Source organism: Haladaptatus cibarius D43, assembly GCF_000710615.1.
Taxonomy (GTDB): Archaea; Halobacteriota; Halobacteria; order Halobacteriales; family Haladaptataceae; genus Haladaptatus; species Haladaptatus cibarius.
On sequence record NZ_JDTH01000005.1, the window covers coordinates 66,860 to 86,965 of the forward strand.

Consider the following 20,106-nt stretch of genomic DNA (forward strand, 5'->3'; position numbering starts at 1 on the left):
AATTAACATCGACTAATACTTTTTGCCATTACCAAGGACGGTTATTACGAGAACACGTTCGTCTACCGCTCAATATTCACCTCGATATATCCATGATTCACGACACTTGGATGCGTCCGCCACCTTTGATTCTGAAATACTATCTCTTCCAAGCGACGATGAGCTTCGGGTTCTTTTGGCCTGTGTTTACGATTTTCCTCCTACACCGCGGCCTGAACTACACCCAAATCGGTCTTCTCGGAAGCGTCTCGGCGGCGTTCATCGTTATCGGTGAAATCCCGTCAGGATACGTCAGCGATTACATCGGTCGTCGCTGGAGCCTTCTGCTCGGAACTATCCCGCTCGCGCTCTCGGTATTCGGCTTCGTCGTTGCGCAGACGTTTGCCGCGTTCGCAGTGCTCTGGATTCTGTGGGCACTCGGAATCGCGTTCCAGTCGGGGAGCGGTGATGCGTGGCTCTACGATGCACTTCAAGACCGACTCTGCGAAGCGGAATACACTCGCGTCCGAGGACGAGGTGGGTCGGTAAACCAGTGGGTGAGTGCTGGAACGATGCTCACCGCCGGATTCCTCTACAGCCTCGACCCTCGATTGCCGTTCGTGGCGGGTGGCTTCCTGCTTCTCACCGGAGTTCTCGTTCTGTTCTCTTTGCCCGCATCGGGCCGCCACGCAAATGGTGATGATAACGACAGCACCGATAGCAACGACACCGACGACGATAACGACGATGACGACATTGTCGATGACGATGACGGCGAGTTCACGATTGTGGACGCGATTCCGGTCATCCGGCGAAAGCTATCGGAACCACCGCTTCGCTCGTTCGTCCTGTACACGGCGCTGTTTTTCGCCGTTATCAACGCGGCGGACGAATTTATTCAGCCGACTGCGACACAACGACTTTCACTGCCGCAGGAAGGACTCGGGCCGCTTTACACCGCGTTCAGCGTGGTCGCCGCCATCGCTAGCTACTACGCCGGAACCATCGAGAACTCTCTTTCGACCCGTTGGGCAGTGCTCCTCATTCCCTCTCTGGTCGGAATTTTCTTCGTCGCTCCGCTGTTCTTCCCGCTCTCGGCGTTCCCGTTGTTTTTCGTCATGAAATCCGCGAACACGGTGATGAAACCGATTGCGAGCGGCTACGTCAACGACCACATCGAATCCATCGGTCGGGCAACCGTGCTCAGTGCGGTTTCGATGGTGTACGCGCTCGTTCGACTTCCGCTCAAACCGCTCGTCGGTGTCGTCGCCGACGTTCGAACACCGCTCGTTGCACTTGCGGCGCTAGGCGGTTTCCTCCTCGCTTGTGTTGTCGTTTTCTACGCGCTCGAATCGCCAGTCAGTTCCGCCGGAGCGGAAACTGGCATCTCGTCGGATTGAGTACCTTCACCGAAAACAAAGAAAATCGCAAACTGAGCGGGTGACGCTACGACTCGTCTTCCGTCTCGTCGTCTTTCATCTCGCCGAGTTTGGCGATGAGTTCGTCGCTGGAGGCATCGCTGTCGAACGAAATTTCGCCCTGATGGTCGTTTTCGTGGACGTTGACGGCGCTCGACTCGTCCATGTTGGAGTCCTGTTCTCGATTCTGTTGCTCAGATTCGTCGTAGCTTCCAAAACCCATATTTGAATGCATCGTTCGAACTCACTAAAGGCATGCGGTATTCGGGCGCTCTTCGAGTCGATCGACACATTCATCATTTCGACGACGACCACGCCGAGGTGATGAACGGCGTGCTCGTTTCGGGGAGTACGGAACTGCTCACGCCGCTCGATTACTTCTCGAATCCGGCGCAGATGTAGAACAACGGAAACGATGGGGTATGGTCGTCGCCTTTATGATTGTATTGTTTTCTCCGACTCCGTCGCCTCGTCTACTTCATCGTCGGTAAACAGGAGGTCTTTGTACTCGAACGCGACGAACATCTCTAGTTGGTCGTCGTAATGTTCGTCCGTCGTTCCGTCGGGAGCGACGTAGCCGGAATTTCCCGGTGGAAGGATGTTTTCGGCGCGTATTTCTGCACCCATTCGGACGATGTGATTTTCGGTTCCACGATTCAAAAACGGCATATCGCCGGCATCGCCAACCCCAATCGGCATGCCGAACAGAGCCATGTTGTCGAGTTCGTCGACCTCCGCAGACTGTTGCCAGTTCGAAACGTCGCACCCGTACTCCTCTTCGAGCGCGGTGACCGTTTCGCGGAATGCATCCCGAAACACGCAGTCCGGTTGACCGTCGAAGTAATCCACCGCCGTTCCGAGTGCAGTTTCTTCCGGATGGAGCGCCCGCATTAGGGTTCCGTGGCCGTATCGATAGTCGAGGAAATAGCTCGCTTGGTCGTATGCGTCACCGAACTCCGGACTGAAGATCTTTTCTAACAGACGCGGGAAGAACGCGTCGAACACGGTGAACCCGACCGGATACGACCCGCCGAATTCCGCCCCGTCACCCTGTCGATAGTCGTTCCATCTTCGGAGCGCGTTCGCGGCGGCGCGTTCGGTCTTCGATAGCGTCGCTCCGTTCAGCGCATCGAGGAGGTGGTCTTTGTACCGAATCGCACGCAAATCGACGAACGAGATGTCGTAGACGATGTCTTTCACGTCTTCGTATCGGACGCCCCCACGCTCGATGTGGCGTTCGACGAGATTGATGATTCGCTGAACACGGTGGTCAGTTCCCCACGAGTAACTCAGGTCGCCGTTGTCCCAGTCCGGCGCGGGCTTGTTGTTCCACTGCGCCGAATATCCAGAAGAGGGATTGATGGCGTACGGAACCTCGTCGTCCGCCGCTCGGAGATAGTCGTCCTCGGTCAGTTCGTGTTTTGTGCCGTCCGCCGGAAGTCTGGTGTCCCACGGGACGTTCTCCGCGTCGGGGTACCGACCGAGGTGGAAATAGCCGATGTCGTCCTCACCGGCCCACATAAAGTTCAGGGCGTAATCACACTGTTGGGCGGCCTCTCCGTACTCGTGTACGTCGCTTGCGAACTGCGCATCGTAGAACGCTCGCCAGCAGTTCATGTCGCGTCCTTCGAACCCGCGCGTTTGTGCGAGTGCTTCGCCCGTATCTGGACTGTACTGCGTCACGGTTCCGTGATGCGTCCATCGAAGCGTGATGGTTTCGTCCGGTGCATCGGCAACCGGTATCGTTTCTTCTCGTTCCTTCACATCGTGCAATTCCCCGCGGAACTCGTACTGGTCGGCGGATTCTTCGCGCGGAACGATGGATTCCACGAACGTCTGAATCGAGTTGTCGATTCCCGCCGTACTCGTAAACGCTCCGTCCCCATTGTGGCCGAACATCACGAACGGATAGCCTGTCACGGTCGAGCCGGAAATATCGAAATCAGGGCCGTGAAGGCCGATTTCGTACATTACGGAGGGCGTGGAAAAGCCCATCTGCGGGCCACCCATCAGCAATGAGTCGCCGCTTTCCGTCACGTCTCCATGAACCGCGAGGGCGTTGCTCCCCAACTTGATGGGTAGCCCGAGTCCGTCCAATCCCTGTGCGATGGTTCCGATTCGTTCCATCTCGGCGTCATGTACCGCGCTGGCATCGTTCGGGATTCTGAAATCGCCGCCGGTAACGCGGTTGCTTCGCCCACCGACGACGCTGCCGTCCATCGAATCGGTTCCATTTCGGCCGCTTGGCGTCGTTCCCGCGTTTTCGTAGGGCGGGACGTACCCGTCTCCGGACTGATCGGTCGAGGTCGGCGCTCCGGGGTCGTCACCCCACTGGAGGTCACGAAAAAGGGCCATCGCCTTCTCCTCGGAGTAGGTTTCACGAAGTCGTTCGAGAACCGCAGACCCCAGCGTTTCCAACTGAAATCCTGAAAAGTACGCCATCGTGCCGACGAAGACGCCCGCAACGTCTTCCATCGTCCACTCGTCGGGTTCGAATCCTGCCTCGACGAAGCCCTTGTGCCACTCCCGCTCTCCGCTTTTCACCGCTTTGATGTATCGGTTGATGCCCTCGGCGAATGCCGAAATGACGGTGCGATGTTCGTCATCCAGTTGGGTCGCTATCTGTTCTTCGAGGGGTGTTTGGGTAAAATGCGTCCGCCGCGATGCTCTGTCGAACTCGACCCAGTCGCTTCCGAGGACTTCCGAGACCGTCCCGTGGTAGAACCGCCGCGAGAGTTCGAGTTGATACAATCGGTCTTCGGCAGTCGCGTAGCCGTACCCGAAAAACGTCGGTGCGGCGTCGTTCGCTTCACGAGCGTACACGTGCGCGACGCCGTATTCGTCGCGCTTTATCATCACCTCGTCTGTTTTGGTTTCGTCCCGTTGATACCCGAGCGATTTCGAACTGACGATTGTTCCCGCCGCGATACCGCCACCGAGTTTTAGCAGCGACCGTCTGGTGGTCATGGGTTCGTATACTGTATCCAAATATTATGGTTTATAATTATAGTATCCGGAAAAATGGGAATATATCTCGAAAATTCGAGAAATAATTAGGAGACGAGCGGCTTGACTTCCTCACCCAGTCGCTCGATGCATTCGACCATCGTGTCGGTGCCGATGCCGGGATGGTACGTGCGGAAGATGAAATGGATGTCGTCGCCCAGTGCATCGCGGTATTCGTTCAGTTCTTCCGCGACCTGTTCCGGCGTGCCGAAGATTGCCTGTTCTTTCAACTCCTGTTTTCGCTCGTCGTCCAACTCGTCCACCGATTCGCCTGAGAAGATTTCCGCGTACCGTCGCTGGATGTAGAAGTACCCCGGTTTCATCGCTTCCCACGCCTCTTCTTTCGAGTCGGCGATGAAGCCGTGCTGAAGGACGTAGACTGAGAAATCGCCGTCGATGCCTTCTTTTTCCCGAACGCGCTCGATGTCCTCCTTGCGCTTGCGAACGCCTTCGACGGAAATCGAGGAGGGCGCACACCACGCATCCGCGACCCGCGCGGCGCGCCGAACCGCGGGTTTGACTGACCCACCGAACATGACCGGAACGTCGGATTCAGGTTTCGGCGTCACGCTCACGTCGGCGGACACGTCGTGAAACTCCGCGTCGTAGTCGAGTTCCCCCTCCGACCACGACGCTCGCAGGAGTTTCGTCAGGTCGCTCATGCGTTCCACTCGTTCCTCTCGTGGAACGCCGAACGATTCGAACTCGCGTGGATTCGACCCGATTGCCAGTCCGAGCGTGAGACGGCCATCCGCGAGCAAATCCACCGTGGCGGCGTCCTCCGCCAGTCGGACGCCGTCGTAAAGCGGCGCGAGCGCGATGCACGTCCCGAGTTCAACGTTCTCGGTGCGGGCGGCGAGTGCCCCGAGCGAGGGCATCGTCGCCGGGAGATAGCCGTCCTCGGCGAAGTGGTGTTCCGACACCCACATGCTGTCGAGTCCGGCAGAATCGATTGTCTCGCCGAGTGTGAGCATTTCGTCGTAAATCTCGGTCATCGAGCGGTCGTCGTCCGGTCGTCGCTGGCAGGTGAACAGCCCTGTCCCGAGCTTCATGGTCGCAAATCGCAGGCCGTCGCCTTAATGGTTTATAAGGATGAATCTCACGCCGGTTTTGTTTCGAGCTGAATTTTTATCCACACAAGACTTATACCGTATTTCGTTGGTTCTAGAACCATATGAATGGTCCAAGCACCAGCACCGGCCCGAAAAAGCCGGATGACTCGATTCTCAACATATTCAAACCCGCAGTGGTGCTCGTTGGAATGATTGTGTTGCTGTTCGCCTTGTTGTATTACGTCGCGTAGTATTAGCGGTGGTTTTCGTCGATTATTCGATAGCGCGAACTACTTTCCCTGTGCACTTTTCGGGCGACAACTCAGCAGTGTTCTATATGACTCTCTCATTGTGGTTGGGGTTATTTGTTGTTGGTATCAGCTAGTAACACTGTAACCAATCTATCTTTCTGCCACCGCCTCGGCAAATCAAAGTCGGAATCCCATTTCCAAACAACAACGAAAAATCCACAAACGATACTGAATACCCGTTTAAATCGTCTTTCTGTATGCTTAGTGGCTAATCTCGGTAATCTCCTCGACGGGCCACTGACTCAGAATCTCGACGCCGTTCTCCCGAACGACGACCATCTCCTCGACGCGCACGCCCTGCCGGTCTGCGGGTTCCATCGTCTCGACGGCCATGGTCATGCCTTCCTCGATTTCGATGGGGTGGTCGGGCGAGATGCCGCGCCAGATGAGCGGGACTTCGTACAGTTGCAGGCCGAGGCCGTGCGCCCAGTGGTTCGTCGTCATCTGCCAGTGGTCGGTGGCGTCGTACCAGTCTGCGTGTTCGCCTTCCATGTCGGGGAAGCCCTGCGAAATCTCGTCTGTGGTCGCGCCGGGTTCGATGCGCTCCAGCACGTCGTAGAGGTTGTCGCGGGCGATTTCGTAGGCGTCCTGTTGGGCTTGGGTCGGTTCGCCCAAGCTAAAGGTTCGGTAGTAACAGGAGCGATAGCCCATGAAGCCGATGTTGTAGAAGTCGGCGTAGACGAGGTCGCCGGGACGCATGATTCGGTCGGTCGTGTTCGCCTGATGCTTCGGCCACGTGTTCGGTCCCGAAGTCACATAGCCGCCCTGTACCATCGCGCCGAGACTCCAGAGTTCGCGCGTGGCTTCGCCCCAAACCTCGGATTCGCGTTTGCCGGGCTTGGCGGTTTCCGTAATCCGCTGGAATCCGGCCTCACAGAGCGCGGCGACCATCCGCAGACATTCGATTTCGTCGCGCGTTTTGACCTTGCGCGCGCTCTCCATCACCTTCGCACATTCCTCGGTGCGCACGTCCACGCCGCGGTCTTCGAACTTCGAGATGAGCGCGCCGTTGCCGATGTCGATGCCCATCGGTTCTTTCGCCACGCCGTACTCTTCCATCGCCTCGTAGACGAGTCCGGCCATCTTGTCCTTCAACCAGTTACGGGCGGAATCGCGGCCCGAGGCCCGCGGGACGTTCCCCAATCCGGGACAGGCGTAGCGGATGTCGGAAAGCCACGGGCAGTTGAATCGCTGGTTGCTCGCGTGGTCTGCGGTGTCCCAGTGGACGATGTCGCCGTTTTCGGTCAGCAGGGTGTAGTGGTCAGCGCCCGACCCGCCCGTCATGGCCAGTCCGGTCACGTACCGAACGTTCGGGTCGTTGATGAGGAGCATGCTCCCCAGTCCAGCCTCCTGCATTCGTTCGAGGGCGCGCTCCTTTCGCTCCTCGCGCATCCGCTGCATGTCGATTCGCTCCTCCCAATCGACGCCCATCGTCCCGCGCGTTCCTTCCATGAAATCGCGTTGGTAGAATCCCATGCAGGAGGCTACTCGGAGCGCCGTTATGAAATTTCCCGAAACGTCCGTGATGAATTGTCGCTGTTCGCGATGCGTTCCGCCTACTGATTCAAGACACCTGCTTTCGTTTTCGTAGCCAATGCAAACACATGACATGCCGATTCGGGTAGACCACGTCGGCATCGCCGTCGAATCCGTCGAGCAGGCCGAACCCATCCTCTTCGCGCTCGGATGCGAGCGGATTTCAATTGAGTCCGTCGAAGACCGCTTTAACTGGGCATACTACAGACTCGGCGACGCATCCAGATTGGAACTCATCGAACCCATCGCCGCCGACACCTTTCTCACCGATTTCCTCGACGCGAACGGGCCGGGTCTTCACCACGTCACGCTCGAAGTCGCGGACATCGATGCCATCATCGGATCACTCCAGAAAAACGACATTCGCGTCATCGACCGGGCGGAGTTCGACACGTGGACGGAGGCGTTCGTCTCGCCGCGAAATCCGACCGGCGTGCTGTTCCAGTTGATGGAGTACCACGACGATTATCACGAAGAACGGCTTTCGCCACAGGAGTTGTTCATCAACGAGAGTCGAGTCGGATAGTTGTTTCAGGGCTAAGAAAGAAGAACTCGAAAACGACCGCTATACGCTGATTCCGAGGTGTTTGTTCATCAGCTTTTCGTCTGCTTCCAACTCCTCGGGCGTTCCCTCGAAGACGATTTTGCCTTGGTCTAGCAGATACACCCTGTCCGCCAAGGAAAGCGCGACGGCGACGTTCTGCTCCACGAGCAGTACCGTGATTCCTTCTTCGTTCAGGTTGCGAATGAGGGCTTCGACTCGTTCCACGATGAGGGGTGCAAGCCCCTCTGTCGGTTCGTCCAGCATGAGCAACTCCGCACCGCAGACCAGCGCCCGAGCGATGGAGAGCATCTGTTGTTCACCGCCCGAGAGGTCGGTGCCGCGGCTGTTTTGGCGCTCCTGTAGATTTTCGAACGCGCCAGCAGACAGCACCTCTTCGACCGTTTTTCGGTGCGTGGCGTCGCCGCCGCCGAGGCTTCCGACGGCGAGATTTTCCCGCACCGATAGACCGGGGAACACCCGGCGTTCTTCGGGCACCAGCGCGACACCGCGCTTGACGGTTTCGACCGGCGAGAGTCCGGCGATGTCCTCGCCGTCGAACCGAATCGTTCCCGCCGTCGGTGGAAGCGCGCCCGTGATGCTTCGAAGCGTCGTCGTCTTCCCGACGCCGTTTCGCCCGATAAGCGCGACGACTTCGCCCTCCGGAACGTCGAGCGAGACGCCAGACAGTACTTCCGTTTCGCCGTAGCCCGCGCGTAGATTTTCGATTGAGAGCATGATTCACACACCTCCGAGGTACGCTTTTTGCACCTCGTCGTTTTCCGCGACTTCCTGCGGCGTTCCCGTGGCCAGTTCCCGCCCGCGATTCAACACCGTGATTCGGTCGGAGACGTTCATGACGAGGTCGATGTCGTGTTCGATGAGCAGGAGCGTCCTGTCGGCCAGCACCTCGTCGATGAGTGCCATCGTCGCTTGCGTCTCCTCCACGCTCATTCCGGCAGTGGGTTCGTCCAGTAGGACGACCTGCGGGTCGGTCGCCAGAACCAACCCGATTTCCAGTCTGCGGCGGTCGCCGTAGGCGAGCGCAGCAGCCTGTTCGTCCGCCCGCGTCCCGAGTCCGATTTGGGAAAGCACGTCCTCGACGCGCTCGTTGATTTCGGGGAAACTGTCCGCCGGGCGGAACATCTGACTGCCCGCCGTAATCGACTCTCCGGCTACCGCCTGTGCGGAAAGTCGGACGTTCTCCCGAACCGAAAGGCCGCCGAAGACGGTCGTGATTTGGAACGACCGCCCGATTCCGCGCCGAACGCGCTCGTGCGGCGGCAGGGTCGACACTTCCTCGTCCGCGAATATGACTCGTCCCGAGGTCGGAAAGAGCGCGCCGGTAATCAGGTTGAACAGCGTCGTCTTTCCCGCCCCGTTCGGGCCGATGACGCTCCGGAACTCGCCCGCTTCGACGGCGAGATTCACGTTGTCCGTTGCGACGAGTTCGCCGAACTGACGGGTCAGATTCTCGGTTTCGAGCAGCGCCATCAGTTGCCCACCTCCGAGTCGGCGTCAGCGACCGGTTCCGGGCCGCCGCCAGCCTCCTGATTCGTGTACCGGGAGAACATCCCGGGAACCGAAACGAGGCCCTGCGGGACGTAGATGACGAACAGGACGAAAATGAGTCCGAGGACGCCCTGCCACTGCGCGGTGAACGATTGGAGGACTTCTCGCAGACCGAAGAAGACACCTGCGCCGACCATTGGCCCGTACAGGGTTCCCATTCCGCCGAGGATGGTCATCACGATGACCTCGCCGGATTTTATCCACGCGAGAACAGACGGCGATGCCCCGCCGGTGTGAATTGCCAACAGTCCTCCGGCGAGTCCCGCGAGGCCGCCGCTGATGACGAACGCCCGCCGTTTGTAGGCGGTCACGTCGTAGCCGATGAACGAGGCGCGTTCCTCGCTCTCGCGGATGCCCTGTAATACGCTTCCGAACGGCGCGTTCATCATCCGTCGGGCGAACAGATACGACCCGATGACGGCGGCGAGCACGAAGTAGTAGAACAACTCGATGTCGCCGAGTAAGGCGACGTCGCCGACTTCCGGCCCGCCCATGAGGCCGTACACTGGGTCGAAGCCGAACAGGCCGTCACTACCGCCGGTGAAGTCCGCTTTTCGCGCGAGTTGGAAGAACAACTCCGCGAAGCCGAGGGTAATCATCGAGAAGTAGACGCCCGAAACGCGAATCGAGAGGTGGCCGACGACCCACGCGGCGACTGCCGCGACGATGATTCCGACCCCGAGCGCGACGAAGACCGATGGCATCCCGTTTTCGACCGTGAGAACCGTACCGTAGGCTCCCAGTCCGAAAAAGAGGACGTGGCCGAGCGAGACGAGTCCGGCGTAGCCCATCACGAAGTCGAGGCTGAGCGCGAACAGCGCCCAGACGAGGATGGTAAGCAGAAGCGAATTGACCTCGTACGAGGTGTAGAGCACCCCGATTCCGAGGGGTGCGAGCGCGAGCAGACCGACCACGGCCGCGCCGAGTCGGAATCGGGTTTGGTCGTCCAGCACGCCGCCGCCACCGCCGGTCAGCAGTTTGCCGCCACCGCCCTCCGCCTCCCATTCGGGGCTTCCGAACAAGCCCTGCGGTCGGACGAGCAGGACGCCAATCATCAGCAAGAAGACGACCAGCCCTTCGAGGTTCGGAAGCACCGCGTCGAGTCCGAACGGCGGACTTCGGAAGAACGTCTCGATGATGCCGACGCCGAAGCCGCCGATGACCGCACCGCGGAAACTGCCCAAGCCACCGAGAACGACGATGACGAAGGCGGGGATGATGACGGAGTTGCCCATTCCGGGGTTGACGCTTTGTTTCGCCCCGAGGACGATTCCGGCGAGCGCCGCGAGGAACGCGCCGAAGGCGAAGACGAGCGTGTAGTAGCGGTCGATGTCGATGCCGAGGTGACGAACCATCTCTCGGTCTTGTGCACCCGCGCGGACGACGAGTCCGAATCGGGTGCGATTCAACAGGAGCCACGTTCCGACGGCCATCACGACGCCGACGGCGATGATGAAGAAGCTGTACTTCGAGTAGCTGAAGCCGAGCACGTCCATCGGGCCTCGAAGCAGGGGTGGCTGTGCGAACTGCCTCGGGTTGTCGCTCCAGATGAACGAGATGGTGTCTTTGAAGATGAGCACCAATCCGAACGTGAGCAGGATGTGATACAGCGGATTTCTGCCGTACAGCGGTCGGATGGTACCGCGTTCGATGACCGTCGCGATGAGTGCGACGAGGAGCGGCGCAACGAGGAGCGCGACCCAGAATATCGCGCCGCCGGAACCGGCGGCGACGATGGCGAACGCGAGGTACGCGCCCAGCGCGAAGAACTCGCCGTGAGCGAAGTTGATGACGTCCATCACGCCGAAGATGATGGAAAGACCTGCAGCCAACAGGACGTACACCGCCCCGATTGTGAGACCGTTTAGTAGTTGTTCGAGAACTGCTCCCGCCATATCAGAGCTGACAGCCGGTTTGGTCGCAGGCCGGGATGGCATCGTCGCCGTTGACCTCGGTGATGAGTTCCACGTCGGCCATGTTGCCACCGTTGTAGACGTTCTGTCCGACCCAGACCGGGTTTTTCGCTTGGTGGTCACAGCTCCGGAACTCGTTTTCGCCGAGCAGCGATGGCATCGTTAGCCCGGGAAGCGTCTCGACGACGTCGTCCGGGTCGGTGCTTCCGGCCTCTTTAATACCGTTTGCGACCATCGTGATGGAGTCGTAGGCGACTCGTGCGAAGCTTCCGGGTTCGCCCTCGTTCGCGCTCGTGTAGGCATCAACGAACGCTTGGTTCGTGCCGGAGTCGAGTTGCGGCACGTATCGCGTTCCGCTGTAGATGCCGTCGGCTTTCTCGCCGAGTGCGCCGCGAACGACTTGGAACGACCCCGTCGTGGTCATGATTTCTTTTTGGCCCGTGAGTCCCTGCGCGCTCGCCTGATTGAGGAACTCGATGAGGTCGCCGCCGGTTGAACCGACGACGACCACGTCGGCGTCGGAGTTTTTCATCTGACTGATGAACGAATCGAAATTTTTCGCGCCGAGTTGTGCCCGCGTGACGCCCGCTTCCGAAAAGTTCGCGCTCGAATCTTCCATCCGCGAGCGCCATTCCCGAAGCACCGATTGCCCGTAAGCGTAATCCGCGATGTGGAACCAGACGTTGCTTCCGAGGTTGTTGAGCGTCCATTCCGAACAGGCTTCTGCGATTTGTGCCGTGTTCGTCTCACTTCGGAACACGTATTCGTTGCAGTTTTCGCCCGTAATCGGAATGGCCGCCGCACCGGGGGAGTAGATGACGCTTTCTTCGCTTGCGAACTCGTTGAGTCCCAATGCAACGGAACTCGAAATCGCACCCATCATGAACGACGCGCCGTGCTGTTCGACCATCCGTTGGGCTTCTTGACGGCCAACTTCGGGGTTTGCCTCGGTGTCGCCGTATTCTGCGTCGATGGTGAAATCGTAGTCGTCGCTCTCGTTTACCTTTTCCACCGCTAGTTCCGCACCCTTCCGCTGTTCCTCGGCGAGTCCGGCATACGGCCCCGTCATCGGGTTGAGCATCCCGTATTTTACCGTGTCGTCGCCGCCTCCCCCACCACCGATGTCGCCGAGACAGCCAGCGACACCTGCGAGTCCCCCCGCCCCGACCGCACCCAACACGGCGCGGCGAGTCGTTTCGAATCTGTTCTCCTGCCCCGGATTTCTATCCGCCATGGCAACAAGGAACAAGGGGTGGATAATAAATGATTGTATATAATTGATTGACTGTTTTCATGTGAACAGAATTGTCCTATTGCTTTTACTCGGATTCGAGATAGTTCGGATATTGTGTTCTCTGCCGCTGTTTGGTGTTGCTATCGTTTCTCCGCGTTGTTTTCTTCCGTCAAACATCGGATACGACGGTGTCAGTTTTCACACCGATGTCCGTTTCACCGTCTACGTTCACGCCACAGTTCGTTCTCCCATCGCCTACGTTCACTCGAATCGACATACTTCGCGTGTTTTATCACACGTCGAATCCTGCCTTCGGGTGGTATGTACAAACACGTCGCGTTGCTGGTTCGCAAGGACGGGATGACGCACGACGAGTTCGTGGATTACTGGCAGAACAATCACACGAAAATTGCCCGCGAAATCGAGGGCGTCACGAAATATTCGACCGTTCTCCCCGTCACGCCCGACGCCGCCGAGTTCGACGGCCTCGCCGAACTCTACTTCGAGGATTTGGACGCGCTGCACGACGCGCTGGGGAGCGAAGGCTCGCGCGACTACGACCCAGACAAAGGCAAGGCGAAAGAGGCCCGCGAGGACGTAGACAACTTCCTCGCACTGGAAGAACGCCCGCGATTCATCGGCGAAGTCGTCACGCAGAAAGACGAAGTCGATGGCGACACCGACGGCTTGTACAAACACTCCGCCTTCCTCGTCCGGCAGGAGGGGATGTCCCACGAGGAGTTTGTGGAGTACTGGCAGACCAATCACACCGAAATCGCCCGCGAAATCGACGGCGTCGTGAAGTACGATACCGTGCTTCCGGTAACACCCGAAGAATCCGAATTCGACGGCATCGCGGAACTCTACTTCGAGGATTTGGACGCGCTGCACGACGCGCTCGGAAGTGAAGGTTCTCGGGATTACGACCCGGACAAAGGCAAGGCGAAAGAGGCCCGCGAAGACGTGAACAACTTCCTCGCGCTGGAGGACAGGCCGCGGTTTATCGGCAAAGAAACCGTTCAGAAAGAGTAGCGACTAGGTTTTTCGCCCGGGCGTTTTCTTTGTGCATCGTTAGTAGTCGCCCACTCCGGTCGAATTTTCATCGAAATAATTGACTAATTCCTAATATCTTGGTGGCAAATCACGTCAACAAATAACCGCATCCGCACCGCGACAGCCACATCCTCCCCAACCGATTCCTTTCTTCGCTCCGCTCAGTCAGTCATCCCTCGCGCGGGCGACTACCGTCGCCTTCGCGCGCCACAATGAAAATCAAATAGCACCTGCATCTTCACAAACCCACTGGCGCGCGCGTCGGCAGGCCCTCGGACGAAATGTCCTCGGGCCTGCCAGTTTTCGCGCGAGGGACGATTGCGCGAACGAAGTGAGCGCATGAGTCGGTTGGGGAGGTCTGTGGTTGGTTGCGGGACGGTGCGGTTTCATTGGAGTTGTGATTTGTTACCAGCAGTCTCACAAACACGGTTCTATACCACAGTTCTCGATTCCATCGCAATCATTCTATTCCACCTCTCCTCGAATGCACGAACCATTAGGTACCGGCCCACAAACAACAGGATATGACCACTCCAAACTACCGCGAACAGGTCGAAGACGCCTATCCCGAACTTCAGTCCATCGAGGACGACGAACTGCGAGAGCAAGTCATCGAGGCATGGACGTTGGGCCTTGAACGCGGCGGGTGGAAAGACATCGCCGACATCCCCTACGCGTGGAACATCCACGAGGTGACGAACGTCGAACACGTCCGCGGAGTCACCCGAATCGCCATGCGTGCCGCTGAAGAACAGCGCGATTTTCACGGTGCCGACCCCGACGAGGACGTTATCATCGCGGCGTGTCTGCTCCACGACGTCGGCAAGTGCTACGAATACGTCGATTTCGTGGACGACGAAACCCTGCTCTCGCCCGACCAGACCTACGCGAGCGATGAAATTCCGCACTCGATTTCCGGGTACGCATTGGCCCACGAAGTCGGATGCCCGCTCGCGGTTCAGCGCGCGATTCCGCATTTCCTCGGCGAGGTTCCAAAGCGCACCCTTGAAGCCGAACTGGTCAAAAGCGCGAACTCGGCGAGTTCGAACGCGATTACCCAGTCCGCGATGGGGATTACGCTGAAAGAGTGGGTGAAGGAGTACAGCCAGACGCAGAAGTAACGTTTTCGTCGGTGAGGACGAACTTGGACAGTGTCATTCCGCACAACAGTCCTCAGTTGAACGGTACGTCTATTTCTGATAAGCTACCCGGATGGCAATATATGTATACTTCATAGAAATTTTATATTGTGACTTTAGCTGTATTTTCCCGACTGAACATTTCACCAATTATTTCTAATCAGAAGTATATTAAAATATATATTTTATAAATTAATATCGAAAACGAAAATATTATATATCTATAAGAACACTTCGAATCGAAGATGTCAAACAGTAATGACAGAATCAATCGACGCTCCGTTCTCAAATCACTAGGTATCGCGGCTACTGCCGTCGGCGGTGCCGGTGTCGGTTCTGCACAGTCCGGGCGAAAAGTTGCGAAGGACGAGGTACAGACACTCAAAGCTCGGTACACCTCGGCAACACTCCGCTCTACCGTCGAAGAACGAACGAGAGATGTCATCACGCAACTCGCGGAAGCGGGATACATCTCGACTGCTTCCGTGGACGAGTTCGACCTCGGTGAAGCACCCGAAGGTGCTCGCTTGAGCGCCAGAGATGAAGAAGAAGGTACCGGAGTGACTGCGTTCCGGAAGGATGGAAAAACGACTGCACACATCATGATTTCGAAAGATACGGACGATTACGGAATCGGTCTTTACGTTCAACCGCAACTCGACCGAAGCTATGCAGTCGTTTATTCAAAAGCCGACGAAACACAAACCGTCGTTGACCCGACGAAGGATGTCAGCACGCAGGGTGAAGTCGTTTGTTGGACGGAAACGAGTTGTACCAATGACGAGTGTGACTGGTTCTGCCTCAATCCGGGTAGTAGTAACCCGCAGTGCCACGCCGTCTACACCGAAATCGAAGAACAGTGCTGTGACGAAGGAATTTACGGAACGAACTGCTATCAACAGGGAACCAACTGCAACTGTCAATAAGTACAACAACCGAACGAAACTGTTTGTTGTGTGCTGCTTTCCCATTTCTCGGTTTATAACCGCTCCATCGAGTGCTAGTGGGTTGTACAAATTCAATAACGCGACCGACCCGATTGAGTCGAATCGCCAGCTAATCGTCACCCCATTTCGATTCTTCTCGCAACAGTTTTCCAGACAGCTATCTACACAGGTTTCCAGATATATTTCCAGATATATTCCCAGATGGGTTTCTAAACTGATTTCCACAATCTCCAACGGCAGCCTCGTACTCGAATTTACCGTATCTCTACAATCTCAAAAAAGCGGCAGCGTCTCCGATTATCCGCCGGTTCAGACCGCTTCCAGTCCGTTCTCCTCCCGAAGGACGTTGATGTACTTCCGGAAGCCGCTTTCCAAGTCGTACTGCGGGTCGTAGCCCAACTCTTCTTGAATCGCGGTCATGTCGAGTTTTTGGGTCCACGGCAGTTCGCCTTCGTCGGAGACCTCCAAATCAGCGTCGGGCATGATTTTCTCGACCGTTTCCGCGGCCTCTCGAATCGTGGCCACGGTTCCGCGAACGTTGTAGACACGCTGTTCGATGTCCTTCTCGGGTGCGAATGCCGCGAGGCGGAACGCCTGCGCGATGTCCTCGACGTGTTGCCAGTCGATGACTTGGTCGCCGTACTCCACGCTGAACGATTCGCCGAGCGCGGGTTTTTCGATGATGTTGGCGAGGAACGCAGAGCCACCGGTTTCGCGGTAGGGACCATAGGCAACCGTCGGCCGCAGGGCGACGTGCGAGAGGCCGTAATCCTCGAAGTACACCTTCGCCTGATGTTCGTTGAACTCCTTCGTCGCGCCGTAGAGCGTGTCGGGGTAGACGAGGTCGTCTTCCGTAACCCAGCCGTTGTCGTAGTTTGCTGGCGGAGCGAACGCCGCCGCGCTGGATGCCCACGCCACGCGCTCGACTTGGTCGGAGAGGGTTCGCGCCGCCTCGAACACGTTGTTCGTTCCCTGCACGTTCACGTCGATTGCGAGCCGCGGGTTCTCGCGCGCCGTGGTCGTGAGGAGCGCCGCGAGGTGAACGATTCGCGTCGCCCCGGTTTCTTTTACCGCTCGAATCACGTCCGTCGGGTCGGAGAGGTCGCCGCGACGGACTTCCACGTCGTCGGCGACACCGAGTTTCTCCAGAATGCGCGTGTCGGTCGAAAGGTCGTATGCGACCACGTCGTGGCCGTGTTCCACGAGGTCTTTTGCCGTGTACGACCCGATGAAGCCAGTCCCACCAGTGACGAGTACCGTCTCGCTTTGCGCCATGATTTTTCAGTCACGGGGTGAGAGGAAAAGGTTTTCTTCCCGTTGTCAGGAACCGCTGCCTGTCGATATGACTATTTTCAATATCACTCGTGCAGTCCGCCGACCTCGGCGTAGAAAGAGGACTGCAACTGCTCGGCCATGTCCTCCTCGCGGTCGATTCGCGCGTCGATGACAAAGGGTAGGTCGCTTTCCTTTCCTTCCCGTAGCGCGTCGGCCAGTTCGTCCGGCGTCGTCGCGCGGGTTCCATCGGCACCGAAGCCCTCCGCCACTTTCACGAAGTCGGTGTCGTGGAACTCGACCCCCGCAATGTCGCCGTCTTCTTCTTGCATCTGGCGCACCATGCCGAGACTGGTGTCGTTCAGCACGACGAACGTCGGAGCAACGCCGTATTCGACGGCAACCTCAACGCTGGTCATCGTCATCGTGAACCCGCCGTCGCCAGCCACGCTGATAACGTCCTTGTCGGTCGAAATGGCGGCGCTCACCGCGGCGGGGGCAGACCAGCCCATTCCGCCCACGCCGCCACTGCCGAAGTAGGTGCGAATGCCGGGCGTCTGCAAGTAGTTCAACAGCCAGAATCGGTTGTTGCCGGAGTCAGCCGTGACGATGGTGTCCTCGTCAACCAACGCCTCGATTTCCTTGACTGCGCGCTGTGGTTTGATGGGCGAGGCGTCGCTCTCGCATTTCTCGGTGAAAAAGGATTCGCGCGCCTTCTCGGCGCGCTTCTGTGCCCAGTCGTTGCTCGCGCTTCCGGCGTCAGAAAGGGCCTGAAGGCTCTCTTTTGCATCCCCAATCAGTCCTACGTCGGCGGGGTACACCCACCCCGCGTTTCGGGTGTCGATGTCGGCGTGAATGATGGTCTGCTCGTCCGGGCGGATGAACGACGACGCCTGCCAGTTCGTGTCCATCGGGTTCATCCGACACCCGACGACGAGGAGGGTGTCGGCCTCGCTAACCACCTGATTCGCACCTTCGTGACCGAACGACCCGATGACACCCGTCGCGAGGTCGTGGGTTTCCGGAATCGTGGACTTGCCCAGATAGGACGTTGCGACCACTGCATCGTAGTCCTCCGCGACGGATTCGAGTTGGTCGTAGGCGTTCGCGGAGTGAACGCCGTTTCCGGCGACGATGACTGGACGTTCGGCGGATTCGAGCGCCTCCTTCGCTTTCGCTACGTCGCCGTCGGTCGGTTTCGACTCCCAATTTTTGACTTGCTCTTTGCTGTCCCACACCGGCGGCACCGGGTCGCTCGGCACGTCGTCGGTAATCGCGTTCCCGTCCAAAATGACGGCCGTTGGTCCCGACCGACCCGCCGTCGCGTGTTTGAACGCCAACTGCACGCTCCGAAGGGTTTCGGTCGGCGTTCTTGGGAACCAGTGTTCTTTCGTCACGCCGTCCAGAATTTTCGGCAGCGAGAGGCCGCCGTAGTCGCCGCGGGACTGCTGGTACGGTGCGAGTGTGGAGTAATCGCCGCGCTCGCTCGCCTCGGTCAGGACGACCATCGGCGAGGAGGCGAGTCGGGCCTCCATCTGTCCGATGACGCCGAGGCTTCCAATCCACGGCCCCTGTCCGGCGAGAACCGCAGGTTTCCCGTGCAGGCGACCGTACATCTCGGCCATAACGCTTCCCTCGCGTTCGTCGCGGGGTCGGACGACGTCCACGCTTGATTCTGGGAGGTCGTCTAGCAGTTCGATAACTCGTCCGCCGGGGTAGCCGAAAACGTACTCTACGCCCAGCGATTCGAGTACGGAAACCAGCGATTCGCTCGTCGTTTCCCCGTCGGTGTCGTCAACACCTGTCATGCTAGTCGAAGCCATCCACTCCCGTCTCTTTGTTCTGTCGGTTACGACGGTTGGATACTATTCTATCCTCACGCCGCGCCGCGTTTCCGGTGTGGACTTCTGGCTACCGCGTTTCGTGATTAGGACTGTTCGTTGTCGGAATACACCGTACACTCGATGAGCGTTTTCACTCCACGGCGGAACCGTTCCGACGCCGCCGTTTCGGAGATGTCGAACTCGTCGCTCAAATCCGCGAGCGAACTCTTTCGCGGAATTTCCAGATACCCGCATTCGACGGCCATAATCAGCGTCTCTCGTTGTACGCCAGTTAGTCCAAACCGGGGCGTGTCGGGATGTTCTCGCTCCTCGTAAAAGCGGTGGACGACCAATCCTATTTCGTGCTCTCGGCAGAAATCACGAAACCGGCTAAATGCTTTCCTGTCGGGAAACGCCGCGCGGAACTCCCATCCGTCGTGCGTCGCGGTAACTCGTTGTAAAATACTCGCTTCGTTGACCAAGAGAGGATAGATACTCGTTCGTCGTGCTTCTTCTTTCAATTTGGTCTGGTACAACCGCTGTTCGCCAAGTTCGATCGTTCGGGATGGAGTTGTGACGGTAGAGTCTTCTTCGAGCGCGTCCTCGAACGCCTTGAAATTGCCGCCTTCCGTCCAGAACAGAAGTTTGTGTCGGCCTTCATCGGTTCGATCCGATTGCTCCCACGTAAGCTTCATTTTGGGAGCACGGCTTAACGCATCCCGCAAAACCGGATAATCGAGCCGAAATTCGACGAGTATCATTCTAATCTCCCCAGCTTTTATCTCCGGAGATTGCTATCCGGTGTCCTCTGTTAACAATTGACAGTGAAGGGTTAAAAAGACTACGAATATTGATGCAGATTCGTTATTCCGCCTGCGAGAGTGATAGAGGATGGAGAGAGAACGTGAACATCGAGACGAAGACAATCAACAAGTTGTTTGAAATTCTCAGCAATGAACGGCGGCGTCGCCTGTGTGTCTACATGGTCGAATCGGACGACGAGATATTTTCGTTCGAGGAACTCGTCGGTCAGTTCGTATCGGGAACGCCGAACGTTGACGTGACGGTAGACGAGACAGCGGCGACACGCCACGACCGTATCGCAATCGCGCTTCATCACACTCATCTGCCGAAACTGGCTGATTTCGGTATCATCGAATACGATATGGAAAGTAAGACGACGCGATACGGGGAGTTTCCCGTTGACAACCTCGCTGACTGGATGATGGAAAACCGCCGGATTTCAGGATAGAACCGGTAATTTGGGCGTGCCCCCGATTCGATTCGGGCGACCTTTTATAACCGATACC

The 20,106-nt window shown here is 57.8% G+C and carries 19 protein-coding genes; 8 read left to right on the forward strand and 11 right to left on the reverse strand.

What is annotated here, in order from left to right:
- The first annotated feature begins 110 nt into the window (after positions 1-110).
- Positions 111-1,379 carry an MFS transporter gene (locus tag HL45_RS15685; RefSeq protein WP_233274810.1) on the forward strand — a complete coding sequence of 423 codons (1,269 nt, stop codon included), beginning with the start codon at positions 111-113 and terminating at the stop codon, positions 1,377-1,379.
- Between the two features lie 46 nt (positions 1,380-1,425).
- Here the strand turns inward: HL45_RS15685 and HL45_RS15690 are convergent, their stop codons facing one another.
- Entirely contained in the window at positions 1,426-1,620 is a 195-nt protein-coding gene (locus tag HL45_RS15690; RefSeq protein ID WP_049972141.1) for a DUF5786 family protein, read from the reverse strand.
- 32 nt (positions 1,621-1,652) lie between these two features.
- Here HL45_RS15690 and HL45_RS20905 point away from each other — a divergent pair, with 32 nt between their 5' ends.
- Positions 1,653-1,799 carry a hypothetical protein gene (locus HL45_RS20905; RefSeq protein ID WP_158413707.1) on the forward strand — a complete coding sequence of 49 codons (147 nt, stop codon included), beginning with the start codon at positions 1,653-1,655 and terminating at the stop codon, positions 1,797-1,799.
- 33 nt (positions 1,800-1,832) lie between these two features.
- On the opposite strand, the gene HL45_RS15695 is transcribed toward HL45_RS20905, so the two are convergent.
- Entirely contained in the window at positions 1,833-4,364 is a 2,532-nt protein-coding gene (locus tag HL45_RS15695) for a penicillin acylase family protein (RefSeq protein WP_049972142.1), read from the reverse strand.
- A gap of 86 nt (positions 4,365-4,450) precedes the next feature.
- Positions 4,451-5,455, reverse strand: coding sequence for an LLM class flavin-dependent oxidoreductase (locus HL45_RS15700; RefSeq protein ID WP_049972143.1), 1,005 nt, complete (start codon positions 5,453-5,455; stop codon positions 4,451-4,453).
- Between the two features lie 122 nt (positions 5,456-5,577).
- On the opposite strand from HL45_RS15700, the gene HL45_RS21835 reads away from it, so the two are divergent.
- Positions 5,578-5,706 (forward strand): hypothetical protein, encoded by a 129-nt coding sequence (locus tag HL45_RS21835; RefSeq protein WP_267879601.1) that lies wholly within the window; start codon positions 5,578-5,580, stop codon positions 5,704-5,706.
- A gap of 261 nt (positions 5,707-5,967) precedes the next feature.
- Here HL45_RS21835 and HL45_RS15705 read toward each other — a convergent pair whose 3' ends face one another.
- A complete protein-coding gene (locus HL45_RS15705) occupies positions 5,968-7,242 on the reverse strand; it encodes a M24 family metallopeptidase (protein WP_049972144.1) in 1,275 nt (424 codons plus the stop codon).
- Positions 7,243-7,360: 118 nt separating this feature from the next.
- Between HL45_RS15705 and HL45_RS15710 the strand changes: the two genes are divergently transcribed.
- Complete coding sequence (locus tag HL45_RS15710) at positions 7,361-7,828, forward strand: VOC family protein (protein ID WP_049972145.1); 468 nt, start codon at positions 7,361-7,363, stop codon at positions 7,826-7,828.
- A 39-nt stretch (positions 7,829-7,867) separates the two neighbouring features.
- On the opposite strand, the gene HL45_RS15715 is transcribed toward HL45_RS15710, so the two are convergent.
- The 4 genes from HL45_RS15715 to HL45_RS15730 are packed head-to-tail and all read right to left on the reverse strand — an operon-like array spanning position 7,868 to position 12,562.
- Positions 7,868-8,581 (reverse strand): ABC transporter ATP-binding protein, encoded by a 714-nt coding sequence (locus tag HL45_RS15715; protein ID WP_049972146.1) that lies wholly within the window; start codon positions 8,579-8,581, stop codon positions 7,868-7,870.
- A gap of 3 nt (positions 8,582-8,584) precedes the next feature.
- On the reverse strand, positions 8,585-9,337 hold the full coding sequence (locus HL45_RS15720; protein ID WP_049972147.1) for an ABC transporter ATP-binding protein: 753 nt from the start codon (positions 9,335-9,337) through the stop codon (positions 8,585-8,587).
- Complete coding sequence (locus tag HL45_RS15725) at positions 9,337-11,310, reverse strand: ABC transporter permease (protein ID WP_049972148.1); 1,974 nt, start codon at positions 11,308-11,310, stop codon at positions 9,337-9,339. The genes HL45_RS15720 and HL45_RS15725 overlap by 1 nt, the downstream gene beginning before the upstream one ends.
- A 1-nt stretch (position 11,311) precedes the next feature.
- Positions 11,312-12,562, reverse strand: coding sequence for an ABC transporter substrate-binding protein (locus HL45_RS15730; protein WP_084157041.1), 1,251 nt, complete (start codon positions 12,560-12,562; stop codon positions 11,312-11,314).
- A 321-nt stretch (positions 12,563-12,883) separates the two neighbouring features.
- Here HL45_RS15730 and HL45_RS15735 point away from each other — a divergent pair, with 321 nt between their 5' ends.
- The 3 genes from HL45_RS15735 to HL45_RS15745 all read left to right on the forward strand — a co-directional run bounded on the left by HL45_RS15735 (position 12,884) and on the right by HL45_RS15745 (position 15,680).
- On the forward strand, positions 12,884-13,594 hold the full coding sequence (locus HL45_RS15735; RefSeq protein WP_049972149.1) for an EthD domain-containing protein: 711 nt from the start codon (positions 12,884-12,886) through the stop codon (positions 13,592-13,594).
- Between the two features lie 545 nt (positions 13,595-14,139).
- The gene (locus HL45_RS15740) at positions 14,140-14,736 is read left to right on the forward strand and encodes an HD domain-containing protein (protein WP_049972150.1); all 597 of its coding nucleotides are present in this window, start codon (positions 14,140-14,142) and stop codon (positions 14,734-14,736) included.
- A 263-nt stretch (positions 14,737-14,999) separates the two neighbouring features.
- A complete protein-coding gene (locus tag HL45_RS15745; RefSeq protein WP_049972151.1) occupies positions 15,000-15,680 on the forward strand; it encodes a hypothetical protein in 681 nt (226 codons plus the stop codon).
- Between the two features lie 330 nt (positions 15,681-16,010).
- Here the strand turns inward: HL45_RS15745 and HL45_RS15750 are convergent, their stop codons facing one another.
- From HL45_RS15750 to HL45_RS15760, 3 genes are all read right to left on the reverse strand, one after another.
- A complete protein-coding gene (locus HL45_RS15750) occupies positions 16,011-16,976 on the reverse strand; it encodes an NAD-dependent epimerase/dehydratase family protein (protein ID WP_049972152.1) in 966 nt (321 codons plus the stop codon).
- Between the two features lie 83 nt (positions 16,977-17,059).
- Complete coding sequence (locus HL45_RS15755; protein WP_049972153.1) at positions 17,060-18,781, reverse strand: thiamine pyrophosphate-binding protein; 1,722 nt, start codon at positions 18,779-18,781, stop codon at positions 17,060-17,062.
- 119 nt (positions 18,782-18,900) lie between these two features.
- Positions 18,901-19,557, reverse strand: coding sequence for a helix-turn-helix domain-containing protein (locus tag HL45_RS15760; RefSeq protein WP_049972154.1), 657 nt, complete (start codon positions 19,555-19,557; stop codon positions 18,901-18,903).
- Positions 19,558-19,649: 92 nt separating this feature from the next.
- Here HL45_RS15760 and HL45_RS15765 point away from each other — a divergent pair, with 92 nt between their 5' ends.
- Complete coding sequence (locus HL45_RS15765; RefSeq protein ID WP_144240107.1) at positions 19,650-20,048, forward strand: DUF7344 domain-containing protein; 399 nt, start codon at positions 19,650-19,652, stop codon at positions 20,046-20,048.
- Positions 20,049-20,106: the final 58 nt, after the last annotated feature.

Bases quoted from the DNA above. Each gene is read 5' to 3' on its own strand.
- HL45_RS15765 (WP_144240107.1), top strand. From the start codon at position 19,650: ATGCAGATTCGTTATTCCGCCTGCGAGAGTGATAGAGGATGGAGAGAG.
- HL45_RS15710 (WP_049972145.1), top strand. From the start codon at position 7,361: ATGCAAACACATGACATGCCGATTCGGGTAGACCACGTCGGCATCGCC.
- HL45_RS21835 (WP_267879601.1), top strand. From the start codon at position 5,578: ATGAATGGTCCAAGCACCAGCACCGGCCCGAAAAAGCCGGATGACTCG.
- HL45_RS15750 (WP_049972152.1), bottom strand. From the start codon at position 16,976: ATGGCGCAAAGCGAGACGGTACTCGTCACTGGTGGGACTGGCTTCATC.
- HL45_RS15695 (WP_049972142.1), bottom strand. From the start codon at position 4,364: ATGACCACCAGACGGTCGCTGCTAAAACTCGGTGGCGGTATCGCGGCG.
- HL45_RS15700 (WP_049972143.1), bottom strand. From the start codon at position 5,455: ATGAAGCTCGGGACAGGGCTGTTCACCTGCCAGCGACGACCGGACGAC.
- HL45_RS15690 (WP_049972141.1), bottom strand. From the start codon at position 1,620: ATGGGTTTTGGAAGCTACGACGAATCTGAGCAACAGAATCGAGAACAG.
- HL45_RS15715 (WP_049972146.1), bottom strand. From the start codon at position 8,581: ATGCTCTCAATCGAAAATCTACGCGCGGGCTACGGCGAAACGGAAGTA.
- HL45_RS15685 (WP_233274810.1), top strand. From the start codon at position 111: ATGCGTCCGCCACCTTTGATTCTGAAATACTATCTCTTCCAAGCGACG.
- HL45_RS15720 (WP_049972147.1), bottom strand. From the start codon at position 9,337: ATGGCGCTGCTCGAAACCGAGAATCTGACCCGTCAGTTCGGCGAACTC.
- HL45_RS15705 (WP_049972144.1), bottom strand. From the start codon at position 7,242: ATGGGATTCTACCAACGCGATTTCATGGAAGGAACGCGCGGGACGATG.
- HL45_RS15740 (WP_049972150.1), top strand. From the start codon at position 14,140: ATGACCACTCCAAACTACCGCGAACAGGTCGAAGACGCCTATCCCGAA.
- HL45_RS20905 (WP_158413707.1), top strand. From the start codon at position 1,653: ATGCGGTATTCGGGCGCTCTTCGAGTCGATCGACACATTCATCATTTC.
- HL45_RS15730 (WP_084157041.1), bottom strand. From the start codon at position 12,562: ATGGCGGATAGAAATCCGGGGCAGGAGAACAGATTCGAAACGACTCGC.
- HL45_RS15735 (WP_049972149.1), top strand. From the start codon at position 12,884: ATGTACAAACACGTCGCGTTGCTGGTTCGCAAGGACGGGATGACGCAC.
- HL45_RS15745 (WP_049972151.1), top strand. From the start codon at position 15,000: ATGTCAAACAGTAATGACAGAATCAATCGACGCTCCGTTCTCAAATCA.
- HL45_RS15725 (WP_049972148.1), bottom strand. From the start codon at position 11,310: ATGGCGGGAGCAGTTCTCGAACAACTACTAAACGGTCTCACAATCGGG.
- HL45_RS15755 (WP_049972153.1), bottom strand. From the start codon at position 18,781: ATGACAGGTGTTGACGACACCGACGGGGAAACGACGAGCGAATCGCTG.
- HL45_RS15760 (WP_049972154.1), bottom strand. From the start codon at position 19,557: ATGATACTCGTCGAATTTCGGCTCGATTATCCGGTTTTGCGGGATGCG.